General features: G+C 27.6%; 15 protein-coding genes and 1 other annotated feature. Of the genes, 6 read left to right on the top strand and 9 right to left on the bottom strand.

Features of this window, described 5'->3' with window-relative positions; genetic code table 11:
- The first annotated feature begins 17 nt into the window (after nucleotides 1-17).
- Nucleotides 18-809 carry a metal ABC transporter permease gene (locus BLS77_RS15175; RefSeq protein WP_089971759.1) on the top strand — a complete coding sequence of 264 codons (792 nt, stop codon included), beginning with the start codon at nucleotides 18-20 and terminating at the stop codon, nucleotides 807-809.
- A gap of 85 nt (nucleotides 810-894) precedes the next feature.
- Here the strand turns inward: BLS77_RS15175 and BLS77_RS15170 are convergent, their stop codons facing one another.
- Nucleotides 895-1,302, bottom strand: coding sequence for a Fur family transcriptional regulator (locus BLS77_RS15170; protein WP_089971758.1), 408 nt, complete (start codon nucleotides 1,300-1,302; stop codon nucleotides 895-897).
- 131 nt (nucleotides 1,303-1,433) lie between these two features.
- Nucleotides 1,434-1,991, bottom strand: coding sequence for a manganese efflux pump MntP (locus tag BLS77_RS15165; RefSeq protein WP_089971755.1), 558 nt, complete (start codon nucleotides 1,989-1,991; stop codon nucleotides 1,434-1,436).
- 194 nt (nucleotides 1,992-2,185) lie between these two features.
- Here BLS77_RS15165 and BLS77_RS15160 point away from each other — a divergent pair, with 194 nt between their 5' ends.
- On the top strand, nucleotides 2,186-3,412 hold the full coding sequence (locus tag BLS77_RS15160) for a 6-phosphofructokinase (RefSeq protein ID WP_089971754.1): 1,227 nt from the start codon (nucleotides 2,186-2,188) through the stop codon (nucleotides 3,410-3,412).
- Between the two features lie 71 nt (nucleotides 3,413-3,483).
- Here the strand turns inward: BLS77_RS15160 and BLS77_RS15155 are convergent, their stop codons facing one another.
- On the bottom strand, nucleotides 3,484-4,788 hold the full coding sequence (locus BLS77_RS15155; protein ID WP_089971751.1) for an aminotransferase class V-fold PLP-dependent enzyme: 1,305 nt from the start codon (nucleotides 4,786-4,788) through the stop codon (nucleotides 3,484-3,486).
- Between the two features lie 282 nt (nucleotides 4,789-5,070).
- Between BLS77_RS15155 and BLS77_RS15150 the strand changes: the two genes are divergently transcribed.
- The 3 genes from BLS77_RS15150 (at nucleotide 5,071) to BLS77_RS15140 (ending at nucleotide 8,501) form a co-directional block, all read left to right on the top strand.
- A complete protein-coding gene (locus tag BLS77_RS15150) occupies nucleotides 5,071-5,715 on the top strand; it encodes a hypothetical protein (protein WP_089971750.1) in 645 nt (214 codons plus the stop codon).
- Nucleotides 5,716-5,723: 8 nt separating this feature from the next.
- Nucleotides 5,724-6,341, top strand: coding sequence for a DUF4397 domain-containing protein (locus BLS77_RS15145; RefSeq protein WP_089971747.1), 618 nt, complete (start codon nucleotides 5,724-5,726; stop codon nucleotides 6,339-6,341).
- A 243-nt stretch (nucleotides 6,342-6,584) separates the two neighbouring features.
- Nucleotides 6,585-8,501 carry an ABC-F family ATP-binding cassette domain-containing protein gene (locus BLS77_RS15140; protein WP_089971746.1) on the top strand — a complete coding sequence of 639 codons (1,917 nt, stop codon included), beginning with the start codon at nucleotides 6,585-6,587 and terminating at the stop codon, nucleotides 8,499-8,501.
- A 166-nt stretch (nucleotides 8,502-8,667) separates the two neighbouring features.
- Here BLS77_RS15140 and dut read toward each other — a convergent pair whose 3' ends face one another.
- The 3 genes from dut to BLS77_RS15125 form a co-directional block, all read right to left on the bottom strand.
- Nucleotides 8,668-9,108, bottom strand: coding sequence for a dUTP diphosphatase (gene dut / locus BLS77_RS15135; RefSeq protein WP_089971744.1), 441 nt, complete (start codon nucleotides 9,106-9,108; stop codon nucleotides 8,668-8,670).
- 165 nt (nucleotides 9,109-9,273) lie between these two features.
- On the bottom strand, nucleotides 9,274-9,951 hold the full coding sequence (locus tag BLS77_RS20010) for a hypothetical protein (RefSeq protein WP_089971742.1): 678 nt from the start codon (nucleotides 9,949-9,951) through the stop codon (nucleotides 9,274-9,276).
- 79 nt (nucleotides 9,952-10,030) lie between these two features.
- The gene (locus tag BLS77_RS15125) at nucleotides 10,031-12,244 is read right to left on the bottom strand and encodes a sensor domain-containing protein (RefSeq protein ID WP_242873998.1); all 2,214 of its coding nucleotides are present in this window, start codon (nucleotides 12,242-12,244) and stop codon (nucleotides 10,031-10,033) included.
- A gap of 228 nt (nucleotides 12,245-12,472) precedes the next feature.
- On the opposite strand from BLS77_RS15125, the gene BLS77_RS15120 reads away from it, so the two are divergent.
- Nucleotides 12,473-13,192, top strand: coding sequence for a polysaccharide deacetylase family protein (locus BLS77_RS15120; RefSeq protein WP_089971739.1), 720 nt, complete (start codon nucleotides 12,473-12,475; stop codon nucleotides 13,190-13,192).
- 76 nt (nucleotides 13,193-13,268) lie between these two features.
- Here the strand turns inward: BLS77_RS15120 and BLS77_RS15115 are convergent, their stop codons facing one another.
- From BLS77_RS15115 to BLS77_RS15105, 3 genes are all read right to left on the bottom strand, one after another.
- Nucleotides 13,269-13,799, bottom strand: coding sequence for a tryptophan transporter (locus tag BLS77_RS15115; protein ID WP_175490879.1), 531 nt, complete (start codon nucleotides 13,797-13,799; stop codon nucleotides 13,269-13,271).
- A 194-nt stretch (nucleotides 13,800-13,993) separates the two neighbouring features.
- Nucleotides 13,994-14,234 (bottom strand) — a binding site (T-box leader).
- An 82-nt stretch (nucleotides 14,235-14,316) separates the two neighbouring features.
- A complete protein-coding gene (locus BLS77_RS15110; protein ID WP_089971736.1) occupies nucleotides 14,317-16,362 on the bottom strand; it encodes a putative bifunctional diguanylate cyclase/phosphodiesterase in 2,046 nt (681 codons plus the stop codon).
- Between the two features lie 215 nt (nucleotides 16,363-16,577).
- Complete coding sequence (locus tag BLS77_RS15105) at nucleotides 16,578-17,330, bottom strand: carbohydrate deacetylase (protein WP_089971733.1); 753 nt, start codon at nucleotides 17,328-17,330, stop codon at nucleotides 16,578-16,580.
- Nucleotides 17,331-17,840: the final 510 nt, after the last annotated feature.

The raw sequence follows: 17,840 nt of genomic DNA, 5'->3' as shown, positions 1-17,840 counted from the left end.
CAGAAAGGTAGGTTTCAATGTTACAATTAGAATTTATGCAAAATGCCTTTATGGCAAGTTTTATTATTTCAATACTATGTCCCTTTATAGGACTTTTCTTAGTCCTTAGAAGATACTCAATGATAGGGGATACTCTTTCTCACTCTTCATTTGCTGGAGTTGCAATAGGCTTAGTTATTGGTCTTAATCCTTTAATAACAGCTTTCCTATTCACTTCATTATGTGCTTTAATTATAGAGTTTTTAAGAGATTACTATAAAAAATATGCTGAGCTTGTAATGTCACTAGTCCTTACTTTTAGCCTTGGTATTGCTATTATATTAATTAGTAGTGGCAAAGCCTCTGCTAATGTTAATTCATATTTATTTGGCAGTATATTAACAGTAACTAGATCCGATATTGTGTTAATATCAATTGTAGGTATTACTTGTATAGCTATACTTATGCTTCTTTATAATAAACTTGTATATATAACTTTTGATGAAGAAGGTGCAAAAACTTCTGGAATTAAAGTTAAAGCTATTAACTACATATTTACATTATTAGTTGGTGCAACAATATCTATGTCAATACGAATAATGGGAATCTTAGTTATATCCTCAATTATGGTAGTTCCAGTTGCTACTGCAATGCAACTAAAGAAAAGCTTTAAAACTACTCTTATATTTTCAATAATATTTGGTTTTATAGATATTATGTTAGGTCTTGTTTTCTCATATTACATAAATAGTGCACCAGGTGGTACTATTGCCCTAACTTCTGTATTTACACTTATTATGGTTATCATATATGAACGTTTTAGAGGCTAATGTAGATTCAAATACAAAAAGCTAGGTAAGAATAAATTTTAGAAAAACTAAAATTCATTCCTACCTAGCTTTTTTTGAGGCTTACTTATTCTTTACAATCCTCGCAAACACCTTTCATTTCTAGTTTGTGTTCTTTTAATGTAAATCCAACTTGAGCCTTTAATAATTCTTCTATATGTTGCATTGGACAAGGAAATGCTATTTCCTTATGGCAAATATCACATTCTACTGTATGATTATGTTTATTTTTTTTTAAGGAATAAATAAAATGGCCTTCTCCAAGGCTTACTTTATTAATAATATTTTTTTCTTCAAATAGTTCAAGACCCCTATATATTGTACTTAAATTCACATTTATACCCTGATTTTTACATTCTTCATAAAGATTTTCTGCCGAAATACCTTTAGTTATATTTTCTAAAATATTCAATAAAGCTATTCTAGCTTTTGTTATTTTTATTTCATTTTTTTTAAGATAATTATTCCACTCCATACTTTCACCTACTCATTTAAGGCTTATTCAAAAAATAACAAGCTACTATGCTAGTATATTTTGTGCCTTGACTTGTTATTTTTTAAAATCCCTAATATATATTATATCATATTAGGACTTCAATTATAATACTATAAAAATATCATCTTAAGTCCAAATAAAACAAGTATTATTCCACCAAAAAAATCTGCATACCTACATATAAAATCTATTTTTTTTACATACCTACATAAATAGAAACCAATAGTACAAATTAATAATGTAATTAATCCTGCTAATACAGAATCTACAAACATAAGTGAATAACCGCCTATATAATGAAATGTTGTAAATCCAACTACTAAGGCATCTATACTTACAGATATACCAAGAAGAATATGCATATACTTCTTCTCTAGTATAGACTTTTCATCTCCATCACTTTTTATTCCTCCCAGTATCATAACCATACCAATAATCCCCATAATAATTCCACCTATCAAATTGGGAATGCTTGCTATATATGTATCAAAAAAATTTCCCCATATTCCTCCAACTAAAATAAATAAAAACTGAAATATTGCAAAAGATAGTATGCATTTAATTTTAGTATTTCTTCTTACTTTACAATTTAAACCTAAACTTATAGTTACCCCTAATGCATCCATAGCTATAGCTACTCCTATTATAATAACCTCTCTTAACCCCATTTATATACTTATCCTCCTATTTTATAGAGTCTACTATATATTTTATTATATTTTTTTTATTTTATGTATCATATTATTTTTTTTAATAAACCCTTTATTTAATGCATATTTTGTTGTATATTATTAATTAGAGTACATAATAAGTTAAAAAGTATATCACATTGCATATTTTATAATAAAAGGAGCGTATTCAAATGGCTAATTGTATCATTGCCCAATCAGGCGGACCAACATCTGTAATTAATTCAAGTGTAGTAGGTTTACTTAAGGCGAATAAAGATTTAGATTTATTTGACAATGTTTATGGCGGCTTAAACGGAATTGAAGGTATCTTAAATGGAAGCCTAATAAACTTAACAACCCTTTCAGATGAAGAAATCCAAATTTTTAGACATACACCTTCTTCTGGCCTTGGATCTTGTAGATATAAAATGAAAAACCTTGAAGATGGAGCAGAAGAATATGATAAACTTTTAGAAATTTTAAAAGCTAATGATATTAAAGCATTTTTTTATGTAGGCGGTAATGATTCAATGGATACTATTGCTAAGCTAGGAAAATATGCTGTGGAAACTGGACTTGATATAAAGTTTATGGGAATACCTAAAACTATAGATAATGATTTAATGTTTACAGATCATACACCTGGATTCGGAAGTGCTGCAAAGTTTATTGCAACAACTATTTTAGAAACTTATCTTGATTCATCAGTTTATATAAATAATGGTATATTCATACTAGAGACTATGGGCCGTGATACAGGATGGCTTGCAGCTTCAGCCTGCCTTGCTCAAATTAATGGAAAACCTGTAGCTGATTTTATTTATCTACCTGAGACAGCTTTTGATACAGATAAATTTTTAAGTGATGTAAACCAAAAGTTTAAGGAACAAAACCAAGTTTATATAGTTGTATCCGAAGGAATACGAAATGCGGAAGGTACATTTGTAACTGAAGTAGAAAAACAACATGATACTTTTGGACATGCTCAGCTTGGTGGAGTTGGTAACTATCTTAAGCATTTAATAATTAACTCTGGTATAACTACAAGAGTTAAATCACTTGAGCTTGGTGTACTGCAAAGATGTGCAATACATTGCGCTAGCAATGTAGATTTACAAGAAGCTTATGATGCTGGGTATTCAGCATTAGAATTTGCAAGAGATGGTATGTCTGGCTATATGGTAGGAATTAAAAGGGATTCTAATTCCCCTTATAAAGTATCATATTTTCTAGTCCCAGCAGATAAAATAGCTAATAATGTTAAATACTTTCCAACGGAATGGGTAAACACGGCTGGTAATCATCTAACTGAAGAAGCACTAAACTACTTTACTCCTTTAGTTAACGGCGAACCATCTTTAATACTTGAAAATTACTTGCCTAAGTTTAAATCTTTTAATAATCCTAAGAATAAGTAAAACTTAGTAATCTAAAGGAAAATAGCAAAATAGCTTATAGCTATTTTGCTATTAATTAGCTAATATGCTAATTAAAATTTTGATATATTATTACTTATCCATTCAATTGTGTTTAGAAATATATTTACCTCTTCTATGCTATTATATATTCCAAAGCTTACCCGAACCATCCCTTGCATCTTCAAATTTGAATTTGTTAGATACGCTGTTGCTTCTTCATCTGATAAATGTAACAGTCTTCTTACATATGGATGAGCACAAAAAGCACCCTGCCTTACTGCTATTGCTTTATATTCTGCTAATATTTTAGCAACTTCAGCATTATATATACCTTCAATATTAAATACTGTAATTCCTAATCTATCTTCATAATTTTCCAAATCCCCATAGTTTATAATTTTTGGTATAACTTTCATACCTTCTAATGTCTTTGATAAAATTTCTTTTTCATGCTTTTCAATTTTATCATATCCTATTTTCTCTAGTTCCTTAATCCCCTCTACTAATGCTACCGCTCCAAAGAAATTAGGGCTTCCAGCTTCATTTTTTTCAGGTGTCTGTAGCCATATTTCACTATAATCTAACACTGCCTCAACAGTTCCTCCACCTTTTATATCTGGTTCTACATCATTAAAATACGTGTTTAGTCCAACTATTGCGCCACTACCAAAAGGTGCATACATTTTATGGGCTGAGAACACTAAAAAATCTATATTTTCAAGTTCCTGGTTAGATGTCATATAAATTCTTTTATGCGCCACAATTTGAGCACCATCAACTATTAATTTTGCACCATACTTATGCACAGTTTTTGCAATTTTAGTTAGATCGTTCACATATCCAGTTACATTAGATGCCGCTATTAACGATACAAACTTAACCTTCCCATTATAATTTATAAGCTTTTCCTCTAATTCCTCTATCTTCAATCTACCATTATTATCAACTTCTATATAATCTACTATACATTTATTTCTCCAGGGCAAATCATTAGAATGATGTTCCATTCTACTAGTTATCACTACATCATATTTACTTGTTATTAATATATTAGATAACTTATTTATCCCCTCTGTTGTATTGTTAACAAATATTATAGTGTATTTATCTAAAGGAGCTTTAAAAAAATCTGAAATGAAATTTCTACACTCATGATATACCGCTGTGGAAAACTCAGATTTTTGACCAAGTCCTCTTCCTATAGAACCATAATCTTCACTAGCCTCTATTATTTTATTAATAACTTGCTTAAATACTGGTGTAGTAGCTGCATTATCAAAATTTATTGGTATTACCTTATGCCCACCTAAAATAGGCACCTTTTTATCTAGTCCTATAAATAAATCTCTCAATTTATCAACCCTTCCATTAAACATTATAAGTGACACTCAAAATTTTACATTTTAATATTAGAACTTACTTATCAGCTTGTAATGAAATTTTATATTAGTAGCTCCACTATATATTATTCAAAATATTAATTTATGACACAAATTACAACACTATACTATTTTTTAGTACTAGAACCATCTTCATTCTCATAATCTATAAGGGCTTCAAAAAACAGTTAATCAAATTCCTGTATTTTCATGTCCCTAAGGTAACATATATAAATATCTATCATATATTTATAATAAATATTCTTTTGGAGGTAAAAAATGAATTCAAAAAAAAATACTTTGGTTGATAGGTCTGATGATTTAACTTTCATTCCTTTAAACATTAAAGAACCATTTAAATCTAAAGATTCCTCATGGGTTCCTTGTATGGATGTAGATGCTAATAATATGACTAATAACTTCTTTATAGGGCTACCTGATTTACAAACTACTCAGGATTTTAATCCTCTTCCTAATATGAATACTAACCCAGTACCTCTTTATCCAGCAACTATTCCTACACCTTCAATATACAGTTCAGACAATAATACTACTAATAATAATTCTACTCCAACTAACATAGCTGACAAAGATGAACTTTATCCATCTGAATTACCTGCATTACCTCAATTACCTGAAAGTGAATTATACAACTACACTGAAGATACTAATATTGATAGATTTACAAATGCGCTTACTCACTTAGATATACTTAGAGATTTTGATTTATCTATTAATTCTGATATTACAAATGATACTAGGTGTTGCTCTTCTGATGATATTGATAAAATATTTAATGATATGGAAAAAAATAATAACGGAGTGCTTAGCACCTTAAAATCATATAAAATTCCTTATCCAATTGCTACTTTAATAATTAAAAAAATTATTAAATTAACTCTTGATTATTCAAGGGAAGAGTAGGTGATATTATGAACTTTTATAGAGAAACATTGCCTAATTCACAAAGCAGGCTTAGATTAATCCATGCCCTTCCTGAGGCGGGCTCTATTGATGTTTATGCTAATGGTGAACTTATTGCCAAAGGATTACTATTCGGGAAAGTTGTACCATATTTACAATTAAATCCTGGAAGTTATGAAATTCAATTATATCCTTCTGGCTTATATGATAACCCACTTTTTACTAAGACAATTAATTTACTTCCAAACAGTGCATCAACTGTTTCTATTATTACTTTCTATAATAGTATTGACTTGTTTCTATTAAATGATTCAACTAGTGGTCCTAGTATATCTAACTCATTTTTAAGATTTATACATTTATCTCCAAATTCGCCATTACTAACCCTTTCTTTATTAAATAATGTTCCCCTTTTTAGTAATGTTGAATATGTAGAAACCACAGGATATTATCCCTTATCACCAGGCATTTATAACTTTAGAGTTACGCTTTCCTCTCTTCAGGCAATATCTCAACTTATTACAAACCTCAGACTTCTTAATGGACAGTTTTATACAATATATATAATAGGTTTATTTAACAATACTCCTCCACTTGGATATTTAGTTTTAAGAGATAGCCTATAATTTAAATATAAAAAAAGGTGTGATTTTATTAAATTTGCATCTTTTTTTCATTTTATAATTTCATAATTTGATTACCTTACTAGTTGATAGTATAATTAACTATGACATTTGATTTTTATTATTTTTTACATAGATGAGCCTTCTTTAAAAATGACAGTTTAAAGCTGCAAAGATGGCAATTAGGGAGCTAAAATAATATGACTAGTTATTTTTTGAAGCTGCCTTGAAAGATGGAGGATAACAATGGTAATTTTAAGTTGCAAGGATATAAGAAAAAGCTACGGTATTAGAGATGTATTAAAAAATGTTACATTTTCTATTAACGAAGGTGATAAAGTTGGTATTATAGGTGGAAATGGTGAAGGTAAATCTACTCTTTTTAAAATTCTTACAAAGGATTTAAATTATGATAATGGTGAAATATTTTTAGATAAAAATAAATCCCTTGGTTACCTGTCTCAAAACATTACACTTAATATGAATAACTCTATCTATGATGAGTTAGTTTGTGTTTTTCAAGAACTCCTAAACATGGAGACTAAGCTTGCTAATTTAGAAGTCAAAATGAGCGAGCCTTATGATGAAAATAATGCTGCTTATCATGATAAATTAATAAAAGACTATACAAATATTCAAGATTTATATGGACCTAGAGGTGGTTACACTTACAGAGGTGAAATATCTAAAGTTTTAAAAGGACTTGGATTTCTTGAAGATGACTTTAATAAAACTATATCTACATTAAGTGGGGGGCAAAAAACTAGAGTTTCTCTTTGTAGACTACTTCTTCGCAAACCAGATATAATTCTTTTAGATGAGCCTACTAATCATTTAGATTTAGAAGCTATAGAATGGCTTGAAGATTATTTGAAATCTTATAAAGGAACAGTCTTAGTAGTTTCTCATGATAGATTCTTCTTAGATGCAGTTACTACACATACATTTGAAGTAATTAATGGTCATGTTAATTGTTATAACGTTCCTTACACTAAATTCTTAGATCTTAGAGCAAAAGACCATGAAGCTCAATTAAAAGCTTATACTCTACAGCAGGTTGAAATTAAAAGACAGGAAGCTATTATTGAAAAATTCAGATCTTTCAATAGAGAAAAGAGTATTAAAGCTGCCGAAAGCCGTGAAAAAGCTCTTGATAAAATTGATAGACTTGATACCCCAGATAAAGATAAAGAAGCTTCAAAAATACAATTTGAAACTTCAGTTAAAAGTGGTTATGATGTCTTACATGCAGAAAATTTAGCTAAAAGCTATGGTTTAAAAACATTATTTACAACTCTTGATTTTGATTTAAAACGAGGAGAAAAAGTCGCATTAATTGGTGAAAATGGACGTGGTAAAACTACTTTATTTAAAATCATCATGAACACAGTAGGTGCAGAGAAAGGAAATGTTATTCTTGGCACTAACGTAAATGTTGGATATTATGATCAAGAGCAATCTAATCTTAATTTAGATAAAAGTATAATAGACGAGGTTTGGGATGACTTCCCTCACTTAACTACTTCTAAACTTAGAAATGCACTTGCTTCATTTCTATTTACAGGAGATGATGTATTTAAAATCATAAATACCTTAAGTGGTGGAGAAAAGTGTAGAATTAATCTTTTAAAACTTATGCTTTCTCGCTCTAACTTACTTTTATTAGATGAACCAACAAACCATTTAGATATTATGTCAAGAGAAGCGCTAGAAGATGCTATTTTAAGCTATGATGGTACCTTAATGATAATATCTCATGATAGATATTTTCTTAATAAAGTAATTAATAGAATACTAGAACTTAAGGAATGTGGAATTAATGAGTACTTAGGTAACTACAGCTACTATCTTGAGAAAAAAGCTAATCCCCTTCGTTTCCAAGAAATTGAAGAATTACAAAATGGTAAAACTAAAACTCAAGTTAAAGACGAAAAGAAAAAGAAAAGAGAATTAGAAAAAGAAGAGAAAACTGTAAAACTTAAGCTAAAAAAAATTGAAGATGATATTGCTTCAAAGGAAGATGATTTATTAGTTCTTCAAGAACAATTATGCCTTGAAGAAATTTATGCAAATCCAAAAGAAAGTGAAAGAGTTAATAAAGAAATAGCTGTTCTTGAAGAAGTAGTCTCTTCCCTTTATGAAGAATGGGAAAATTTAGCTTAAAGAGCTTAAATAAAATAATAAGTCAAAGATTCTGAGGATATTTTGAGCTAGGCAAAGAACCACAACATTTACATAGACTCACTATGTAAATGTTGTGGTAACGAAGCCTAGTGCCAAATACACCAGAATCTGATTAATTATTTATTTGTAGATCCCTTTATAAAACCTATCTTAGGCCAGTTGATCCAAACCCACCTTCTGCTCTTTCACTTGATGATAATTTTTCTACTTCTATTATATCAACTTTCCATACTGGTTTAACTACCATTTGAGCTATCTTCATTCCTTTTTCAACTGTAAAACTATTTTTACTATGATTAATTAATATAACTCCAACTTCCCCTCTGTAACCTTCATCTATAGTTCCTGGAGTATTTAAAACTGTTATACCAAATTTTAACGCTAATCCACTTCTTGGTCTAACTTGAGCCTCAGTTTGCTCTGGCAATTCTATTTTTATTCCTGTTTTAATTAATGCACTTTCTCCTGGGGTAATTACTATATTTTCTACAGAATATAAATCTAAACCTGCATCACCGGAGTGTGCGGATCTTGGAAGTATTGCATCCTTATGTATTCTTTCTACTTTTAATGACATCTTATTCATTTTTTCTCCTCCAATATATTTCAATATACTTAAATATTATCATATTTTTTTGAAAGTGCCTAATATATTTTTAGACCATAACTTTAGCAAAAAATTATGGTCTAAAAAAACTATTTATCTTTTATTTATTCGAATGATCCTTATGGTCGTTGGAAGAAAATATATTTAAATCTGACTAGATATTTTTTGAAGTTCCCTATAACAAGATGGTTTAATTTTATTTACTACACATATATTTGCATCTTTAATGGAATTATCAATAGTTACTTCATTCCATGTAATATAAACAGGCTTTTCAAAGAATTTTCTATCTACTAATGAAATTATTCTATAACATCCATTTACTAAATTATCGAAAATAATCTCCCCTTTAAAATCTGTTAACTTTGATTCATGTAATTTAGGACAAACACCATTCAATTCATATAAATTAACTTTTGCCCCTTTAATTTCAACACCATTACTATCCTCTAATTTAACTGATACTTTAATTTTGCCACTACTATCATCATAATTTTCTTCACATACTTCACACTTTTCTTCATATTTTTCTTCATATTTTTCTTCACACTTTTCTTCATATTTTTTATCCAATGCTTCATATTCTATATGCTTTTCATCAGTACTATCTTCATAACTAGACTCTTCTGGATATTGTATTTCCATATCAAATTCATTATTATTTGATCTTTCATAGATACTATCATTATTGTTATAGCAACTACTTTCTTTTCCAAACGTACCATCTTCTTGTTTACTTATATCATTTTCACAATATTCACCAAAAACAATATTTAAATCTTCTCCTAAGTTAGAATATTCATCATCTATCCTTATTTTCATTTCTAGGCCCCCTAAGTATAATATATCTACATAATACGTCTATACTTATATTTTGGTGCTAATAAAAAACTAATTGATATTAATTTAAATCTATCAACATCATCTTTTTAGCTAATTCAAAAGGCTTTGGCTTGCTATAATAATAACCTTGTATTATATCGCATTTAATACTTTTTAAATACTCTACCTGCTTTTTAGTCTCTACCCCTTCAGCCACTACTACTATATCTAAACAATGTGATAAATCCACTATTTTTTCTATTATATATTCACTTTTTTTATCAATACTTATTCCATCTATAAAACTTTTATCAATTTTAAGTACATCTATTGCAAGAATTTTTAAATAACTTAAAGATGAATATCCTGTTCCAAAGTCATCTAATGCAATACTTACTCCAATTTTCTTAAGTTTTTTTAAAATATCTATATTTTTATCTACAGACTTCATTATTATACTCTCTGTTATCTCAAATTCTATATAACTTGGAGGTAAATTATATGCTTTAAGTGTATCTGAAACAAAATCGACTATTTCATCATCCCTAATCTGTATGCCAGATAAATTTATAGCTATTTTAAATTTCTTATTTGTAGTTAATGAAAGTTGTTTACACCTTTTTATTGACTCTTCAATTATAGATTTACCTATATTAATTATAAGACCTGTTCGCTCTGCTATTGGTATAAATTCTGTTGGTGATACAATCCCAAGCTCTGAACTATTCCATCTAGCTAATGATTCATATCCAACAACTTCTTCTGTAAAAGTATTTACTTTAGCTTGATATAATACAATAATCTCATTTTTATCTAGCGCTGTTCTTAATCCTTTTTCAATTTCAAAATCTCTATTAAATTCTTTTAATAGGTTTATATCAAAGAATTGATATCTATTTTTCCCATTAGCTTTAGCCTTATACATAGCTATATCAGCTCTTTTTAATAATGAATCTAGATTTTCTCCATCAAATGGATATAAACTAACCCCTATACTTAATGTACAATAAACATCTTTTCCATCAACTTTTATAGAATCGTTAAATCTCTTTATTATAGCTTGTATTAATTCCTCTACTTCTATATTATTTTTAATTTTAGTTTTAGCAATTACAAATTCATCTCCACCTAATCTTGCAAAATGACTATTTTCATCAATTATTCCATACATCTCTTCACAAAATTTTTCTAATAAAGAATCTCCTAAATTATGTCCATATGTATCATTTATATATTTAAAATTATCTAAATCTATAAATATAATAGCTATACTTTCATTCCCCTTATTACTTTCAAGTGATTTATTAACATTTTCAACAAATAATCTTCTATTAGCAATTCCAGTTACCTCATCGTAATAACTCATAAAATAAATTTTAAGTTCCTTTTCTTTTATATCAGTTATATCAATTAATGATCCATATACATACATTTTACCATCATCACCTATAGATCTCTTTCCACTAGCATGAACCCATACAATTTTATTTTCTTTACTTACAAGTCTATATTCAACTTCATAATCTACAGTATCTTTTCCATATAATAATTTCTGTATTTTTTCTCTATATGATTTAATATCCTTACTAAATATAAAAAATTCCCACTGTTTTAAAGTTATTATTACCTCTCCATGTAGCCCTATACAACTATCATGATTATACTGAAAATAATTAACTATTTTTTTATCAAAAATAATTTTTTCTTTTTCAATATCTATACAAAAAATTATATTGCTAGACCCCTCTACAACTAATTTATACTTTTTATTTCCTTCTTCTATTAACTGTTGTTGTTTAACCTTTTCTGTTATATCATTTATTATCCCTGCAAGGTAAAATACGCCTTCTTTAAACCTTCCTATTCCATTTAAATTTATAATTATCTCTTTTCCTTTTGTATTTTTAAAAGTATATTGAATATCAAATTTCTCCACTATTTTATTATTACATATATTACTAATTATTTCCTCAACTCTAGCTCTATCCTTAGGTACAATAAACTCAAACAATTTTCCAAAGGTATCTATATTACTCTTCACTTGTAAAATATCTTTTATTGTACTAGATAAATATAAGATTTTACTTTTATCATCCCATTCCCATATAGATCCATTTAAGGCTTCTATAGCCATATTATATCTTTTATAATTTCTTTTAGACATTTTGTTTGCTTTTTCATATTCTTCTTTTTTTAAAATAATCCTTTTCATTAAATATATACATATGCAAATAGCTATAAATCCAAAAAATATTATAGCTCCTAATCCCAAAAAGACCTCTCTTTTACTCATATATTCACCAATACCTTTACAATAATATATATATTACATTATCACATATTTTTACTTTTTATACTGTTTTTTATCAAATTATGATATACATTTACAAAAAACGATTTCTAATTCCTATATTAAATAGAAATTTATAATATTATCACCATATAATTACTCTTTTATTTTTTAAATACTTTGGCATACTAAGATTATCTAGTAATAACTAAAGGAAGGGATGAATTCTTTGTGAAAAAATTTTTTTTAAGAAACATTATAATATTATTTTTAACTTTATTTTTATTCTCATCATTAAGTTTAACATCATTAGCTTGCCAAACCGATGTTGAAAAGGTTATTTATCTTACTTTTGATGATGGTCCTGGCGGTAAAATAACTAATAAAATTTTAGATACATTAAAAGAGGAAGGTGTTCCAGCTACATTTTTTGTAATTGGATGTCAAGTCCAAAATCAAGAAGATATTATTTTGCGTATGAAAAACGAAGGTCACAGTATAGGATTACATAGTGTAACCCATGATAGAAATAAACTATATCATGGCAATGAAGGATTCTTAAAGGAAATGTTAAATGATCAAGCAATTTTAGAAAAAACTACTGGTCAAAAATATAAGATATTAAGATTTCCATTTGGTTGTAATAATAATACTTATAAATTAACAGATTCCTTAGTAAATTTAATTCACGAAAATGATTTAAGAATTTATGACTGGACTCAAGATACTTGTGATGGTGCAAATGCTAATTCTTCTCCAGATTGTATTTTTAAAAAATCTATCAGCGAGAAAAACAATATAACTCTATTAATGCATTGTGGCTACATAAATAAAAATAGTGCTACTGCATTACCTTCAATTATAAAACATTATAAAAAAGAAGGTTATACATTTAAAGCAATTGACGAAACAACTCCAGAAATTTATAAAGTTACAAAACACAATAACTAAGCTATTAATTTAAAAAATAAATAATTATGATTAGTAGATTTTTATCTACTAATCATAACTTTTGATTAATTGTAGTTCAAGCTTTTACTGTTGTTTTCGTTGCTTTTAATGCGACCTTTACAGCTTTAAATAATATTATTCCAATTATAGTATTCATTATTGCAGCTGGTATAACTACCACTTTTACAAGAGCCATGAATTCACTTGGCAAACCTACAATAAATTGTGCCGATAATAAAAACACCAATCCACTTATTATAGTTCCTATAGGTAAGCATATAGCCATTTTAGTAATATCTTTAAATCTATTTCTTAATGGTAATAATGCAAAATATATTATATTAGAAGTAACTACTTTATCTATAATGTTAGGAAGTTGCCCCCCTGGAAATTTTGTTGTTAAAGATGTGAAAACCCCAATTATAATTCCTGATATCAAAGTAGTTTTATAATCATTATTTAATATTATTATTATAAACAACATTGCTAGAGCTAAATCTGGTTGCATTGGTAATCCTATTGTTGGAGTTATTTGATGCAGTATTGCACCTATTGCTATTAATATCGAATTAATTGTCATTTTCTTTATATCCATTTTTTTATTCATTTCTATTTCCCCCTTGAAATTTTAATAATAAATTTAAGTTTTCTCCCACTAGATAAATTTTCTAAGTTTTAGTTGTCCTGTGGTATTACTATTAAGCAAATCCCCTCTGAAACTAATACCCACTTGATTACACATTCACTTCATAACATACCACTCAACTCCTTTTTAGATAATAAAAAAACTCCGTCCTAAATTAATAGGACGGAGAATATCCGCGTTGCCACCTAAATTGCTTATAAAAAAGCCACTTATATTTCAGGTACTATATAATACCCTATTTGCTGTAACGTGCAACCCACGGCTTAGCTACTATCGTTAGATTTCACTTTGCTCCTCAAAGGCCCATTCACTATTTGCTGCAGTACCGAAATCACACCACCTTCGGTTCTCTGAATCTTTACCAAATTAGTTACTATCCCTCTTCAATGGAATATCATTGTTTCTTTATTCTATACTATGTTCTTTCACCATATTTGTCAACTATTTTTTAATTTTAAATATTTTTTTATATTATATACTATCTCGGTAGCATATTTATTACATTTTCAAATACTTGTGGCTTACTATAATAATAACCTTGAACAATATCACAATAGATACTTTTTAAGTAATCAACTTGCTCTATTACCTCTACGCCTTCTGCTACAACTTTAATTCCAAGCTTGTGAGATAATTGTATTATATTTTCTACTATACATCTACTTTTATGATTATCTATCATGTCTACAACAAAACTTCTATCAATTTTCAAAACATCTATAGGTAATTTAGTTAAGTAATTAAGTGATGAATACCCAGTTCCAAAATCATCTAAGGCAATAGATACTCCAAGAGCTTTAATTTCTAGTAAAGCTTCAATATTTTTATCAAAACTTTTCATAAGCATACTCTCTGTTATTTCTATTTCTATGTATTTAGGAGAAATATCATACATCTCCATTACAGTCTTAAATGTATTTACTAGGGTTCTATCTCTTAGCTGTACCTCTGATAAATTAAGAGCTATTTTAAAATTATCATAACCTTCTTTTAATAAATATTTAATCTTTGAACAAACTTCTTCTAAAACAAAGTTTCCAATTGGTATAATAAGTCTGGTTGTCTCTGCTATAGGAATAAATTCCACAGGGCTCACAAATCCAAGTTCTTCACTTTTCCATCTAAGCAAAGCTTCAAACCCACCAGTTTTATCATTATTAAGTTCAACTTTTGGTTGAAAAACTACAAACATTTCTCCCTTATCTAAAGCTGTTCTTAACCCTTTTTGTATTGTATATATTTTATTAAGCTCATGAGATATATTATAATTAAAGAATTGATACTGATTTTTACCATTACTTTTTGCTATATACATAGCTGCATCTGCATTTTTTAATAACTCTTCAAAATCAACACCATCATCAGGGAATATAGATGTTCCTATACTAACTGTTGAATATATTTCATTTTCCTCTATATAAAATGCATCTTTAAATCTATGAATTATTTTATTAGCCATTTTTTCTACATCTACTAAACTTGTAATGTTAGGAATAAATATTAAAAATTCATCTCCGCCAAACCTACATATTAATTCTTTATCTTCAGATATTTTTTCTAATTCATATGCTACTGCTTCAATAAATAAATCTCCACATCTATGACCATATGAATCATTAATAAATTTAAAATTATCTAAATCTATTATAATAAGTGATCCTCTTGATTCATTTTCTTTATGTTTTGTTATGTAATCTTCTATTATTTGTTTTAAGTAACCTCTATTATGAACACCTGTTAATTCGTCATAATTACTTATATACTTAAGTTTAATATTAGCTTCTTTTTCATTTGTTATATCATCTATATACCCTTCAAAACCAATTAAACTACCGTCGGAATTCCTTTTAACTCGTCCCTTCAAGCTAATCCATTTTTCTTTGCCATATATATCGTTAATTTTAATTTCTAAGCCTTCATAAATACTTTGAGTAGGATTATTTATTAATGTACTAATTTCTTTAATATAATCTTTATGAATATATTTTATACAGTCATTAAAATTCATGTTAATGCATATATTATCTAATCCTATTATATCTTTGTTATTGCCGTAAAATGAAACTATGCCATCATATTTATTAGTAACAATAAAAATACCTTTAATTAATTCTTCTCTATTTTTAGATAAAAATCCTTCATTATTGCTTTTTTCAAGCACATTGCTAATATTAAAGAAGTATCCTTCTCTTATATTAGGGTTTTCTATATTTATTATTGATCGCGCAAAAATTTTAATTAACTCCCCATAATTATTTCTAAATTTAAAAATAATTTCATCGAATGATGCTTCGTTGATTGATTCATATTTTATTCCTTTAAAAAAGTCCTCAACTCTAGAAACATCATCACAATGTACGTTTTTTAGTAAATTATTATAGCAACAAATCCCTGTGATTTGTTCTTTATTGTATACTTCATCATTGCAAAAAAATTCATTGCTTTGAATGTTGAATCTCCACTCACTTGCCCCTATCCCCTTAAATGATATAACGTCCTTGTTATTTTCATATTTGCTATTCATAATATACTACCCTCTACCACGCTTATTTTTATATATTAAATAATTTATTTTTCACTTTTTATTTTTTAATTTTTTTATCATTAACTAATGTAGCAACTAATGCTGCTGTAGCTGCTATTAATAAAGCCATTTTCCCTATTTTCTTAGCTTTCATATTTTCACTCCCTTTTCTCTTTTTATAATTATTGCCTATTTCCCAATATATATAACATTTTTTATATTTGCGAAAATTTTATTAACTCTATTTTATTATCTTTTACAAATTTTTTTATAGCTTCTGATTTTAAAGCATTAAGTTCTATAGTTCTATAGTTTAAATAAGAACTAATATTTCGTAACTCTTCATCTATTATAGCTGGATGAGCCATAACCTCCACTACATCTACACTATTTAACTCTTTTAGTCTTTTAATTAAGTAATCTTCATTTGCATTACCTTCATAAAAATCTCCAATCATAATATCTGGTGATTTAATATTAAATTTTTTTACAATATGCATATATTCACTACTTGGACACCTTACTGGAACATTGAATTCTCTAGCTAAGGAAAGGACTAATCTAAACACACTTTCATTAAATATATAAAAGTGATGATGTCCATCAATATGATTTAATTCCATACCTGTAGATATAAATTTACTTATTTGTGCTCTTAATTCTTTTTCTAATTCATCCATATCAATTTCTTTAGGCATGTAGTTTGGCTTTTTATAAAAATTACCATCTTCAGTTACTAATGAGGCAACTTCATTTTGTGATAAAATTGGTTTCCCACAAGTTAAATTAAGATGTACTCCCATTTCATTTATTCCATTTTCTTTAGCCATCTTCATAGATTCTTCAAAATAAGGCATATTTGCCATTGCAGTTGTATCGGTCATAATTCCATTTTTCATTGCATCTATTATACCTTTAGATACACCCATTGTTAACCCAAAATCATCACCATTTACTATTAATTTCATATTATTCACCACCCTTATCTTGTACCTATTTTATTACTTTGTCTATAATTTAAGAGCTTTTAAAATAACTAGTCATATTCTTGTCTATTCGCCGATTATAGTTCTTATACTATAGCAAAACATCCTCAAATCCTTGACTTTTTGTTTTCTTTCTGCTCCCTAAATCCAAATTGTCATCTATGTAAACTATACCATATTTTCATTAATATATAAAGTTTCTTTTTGAAAATAAAAAAAACTTCAATCAAATATTTTTACCTTGATTGAAGTTTTTTTATTTAAGAAAAAGAAGTTAAATAATTATATTTTATTAGTTATTTTTTACCCTTTTTATTTACTTCCGGAACTGGTGCAACATCATTTTTTTTAGGTGCTTGAAAATGATCATTTTCCCAAGTAGCCCTTTGTCCATGTTTAGCCATAATCTCACCTCCCTTTATTATTTCTTTATATTATTTGTTTAATTGCATTATTTTATTCCTGTTTCTAAGGAAGCTAAAAAAAAGGTAG

This window comes from Clostridium gasigenes (genome assembly GCF_900104115.1).
Classification (GTDB): domain Bacteria; phylum Bacillota; class Clostridia; order Clostridiales; family Clostridiaceae; genus Clostridium; species Clostridium gasigenes.
This window is presented reverse-complemented; position numbering and strand designations above follow the sequence as displayed.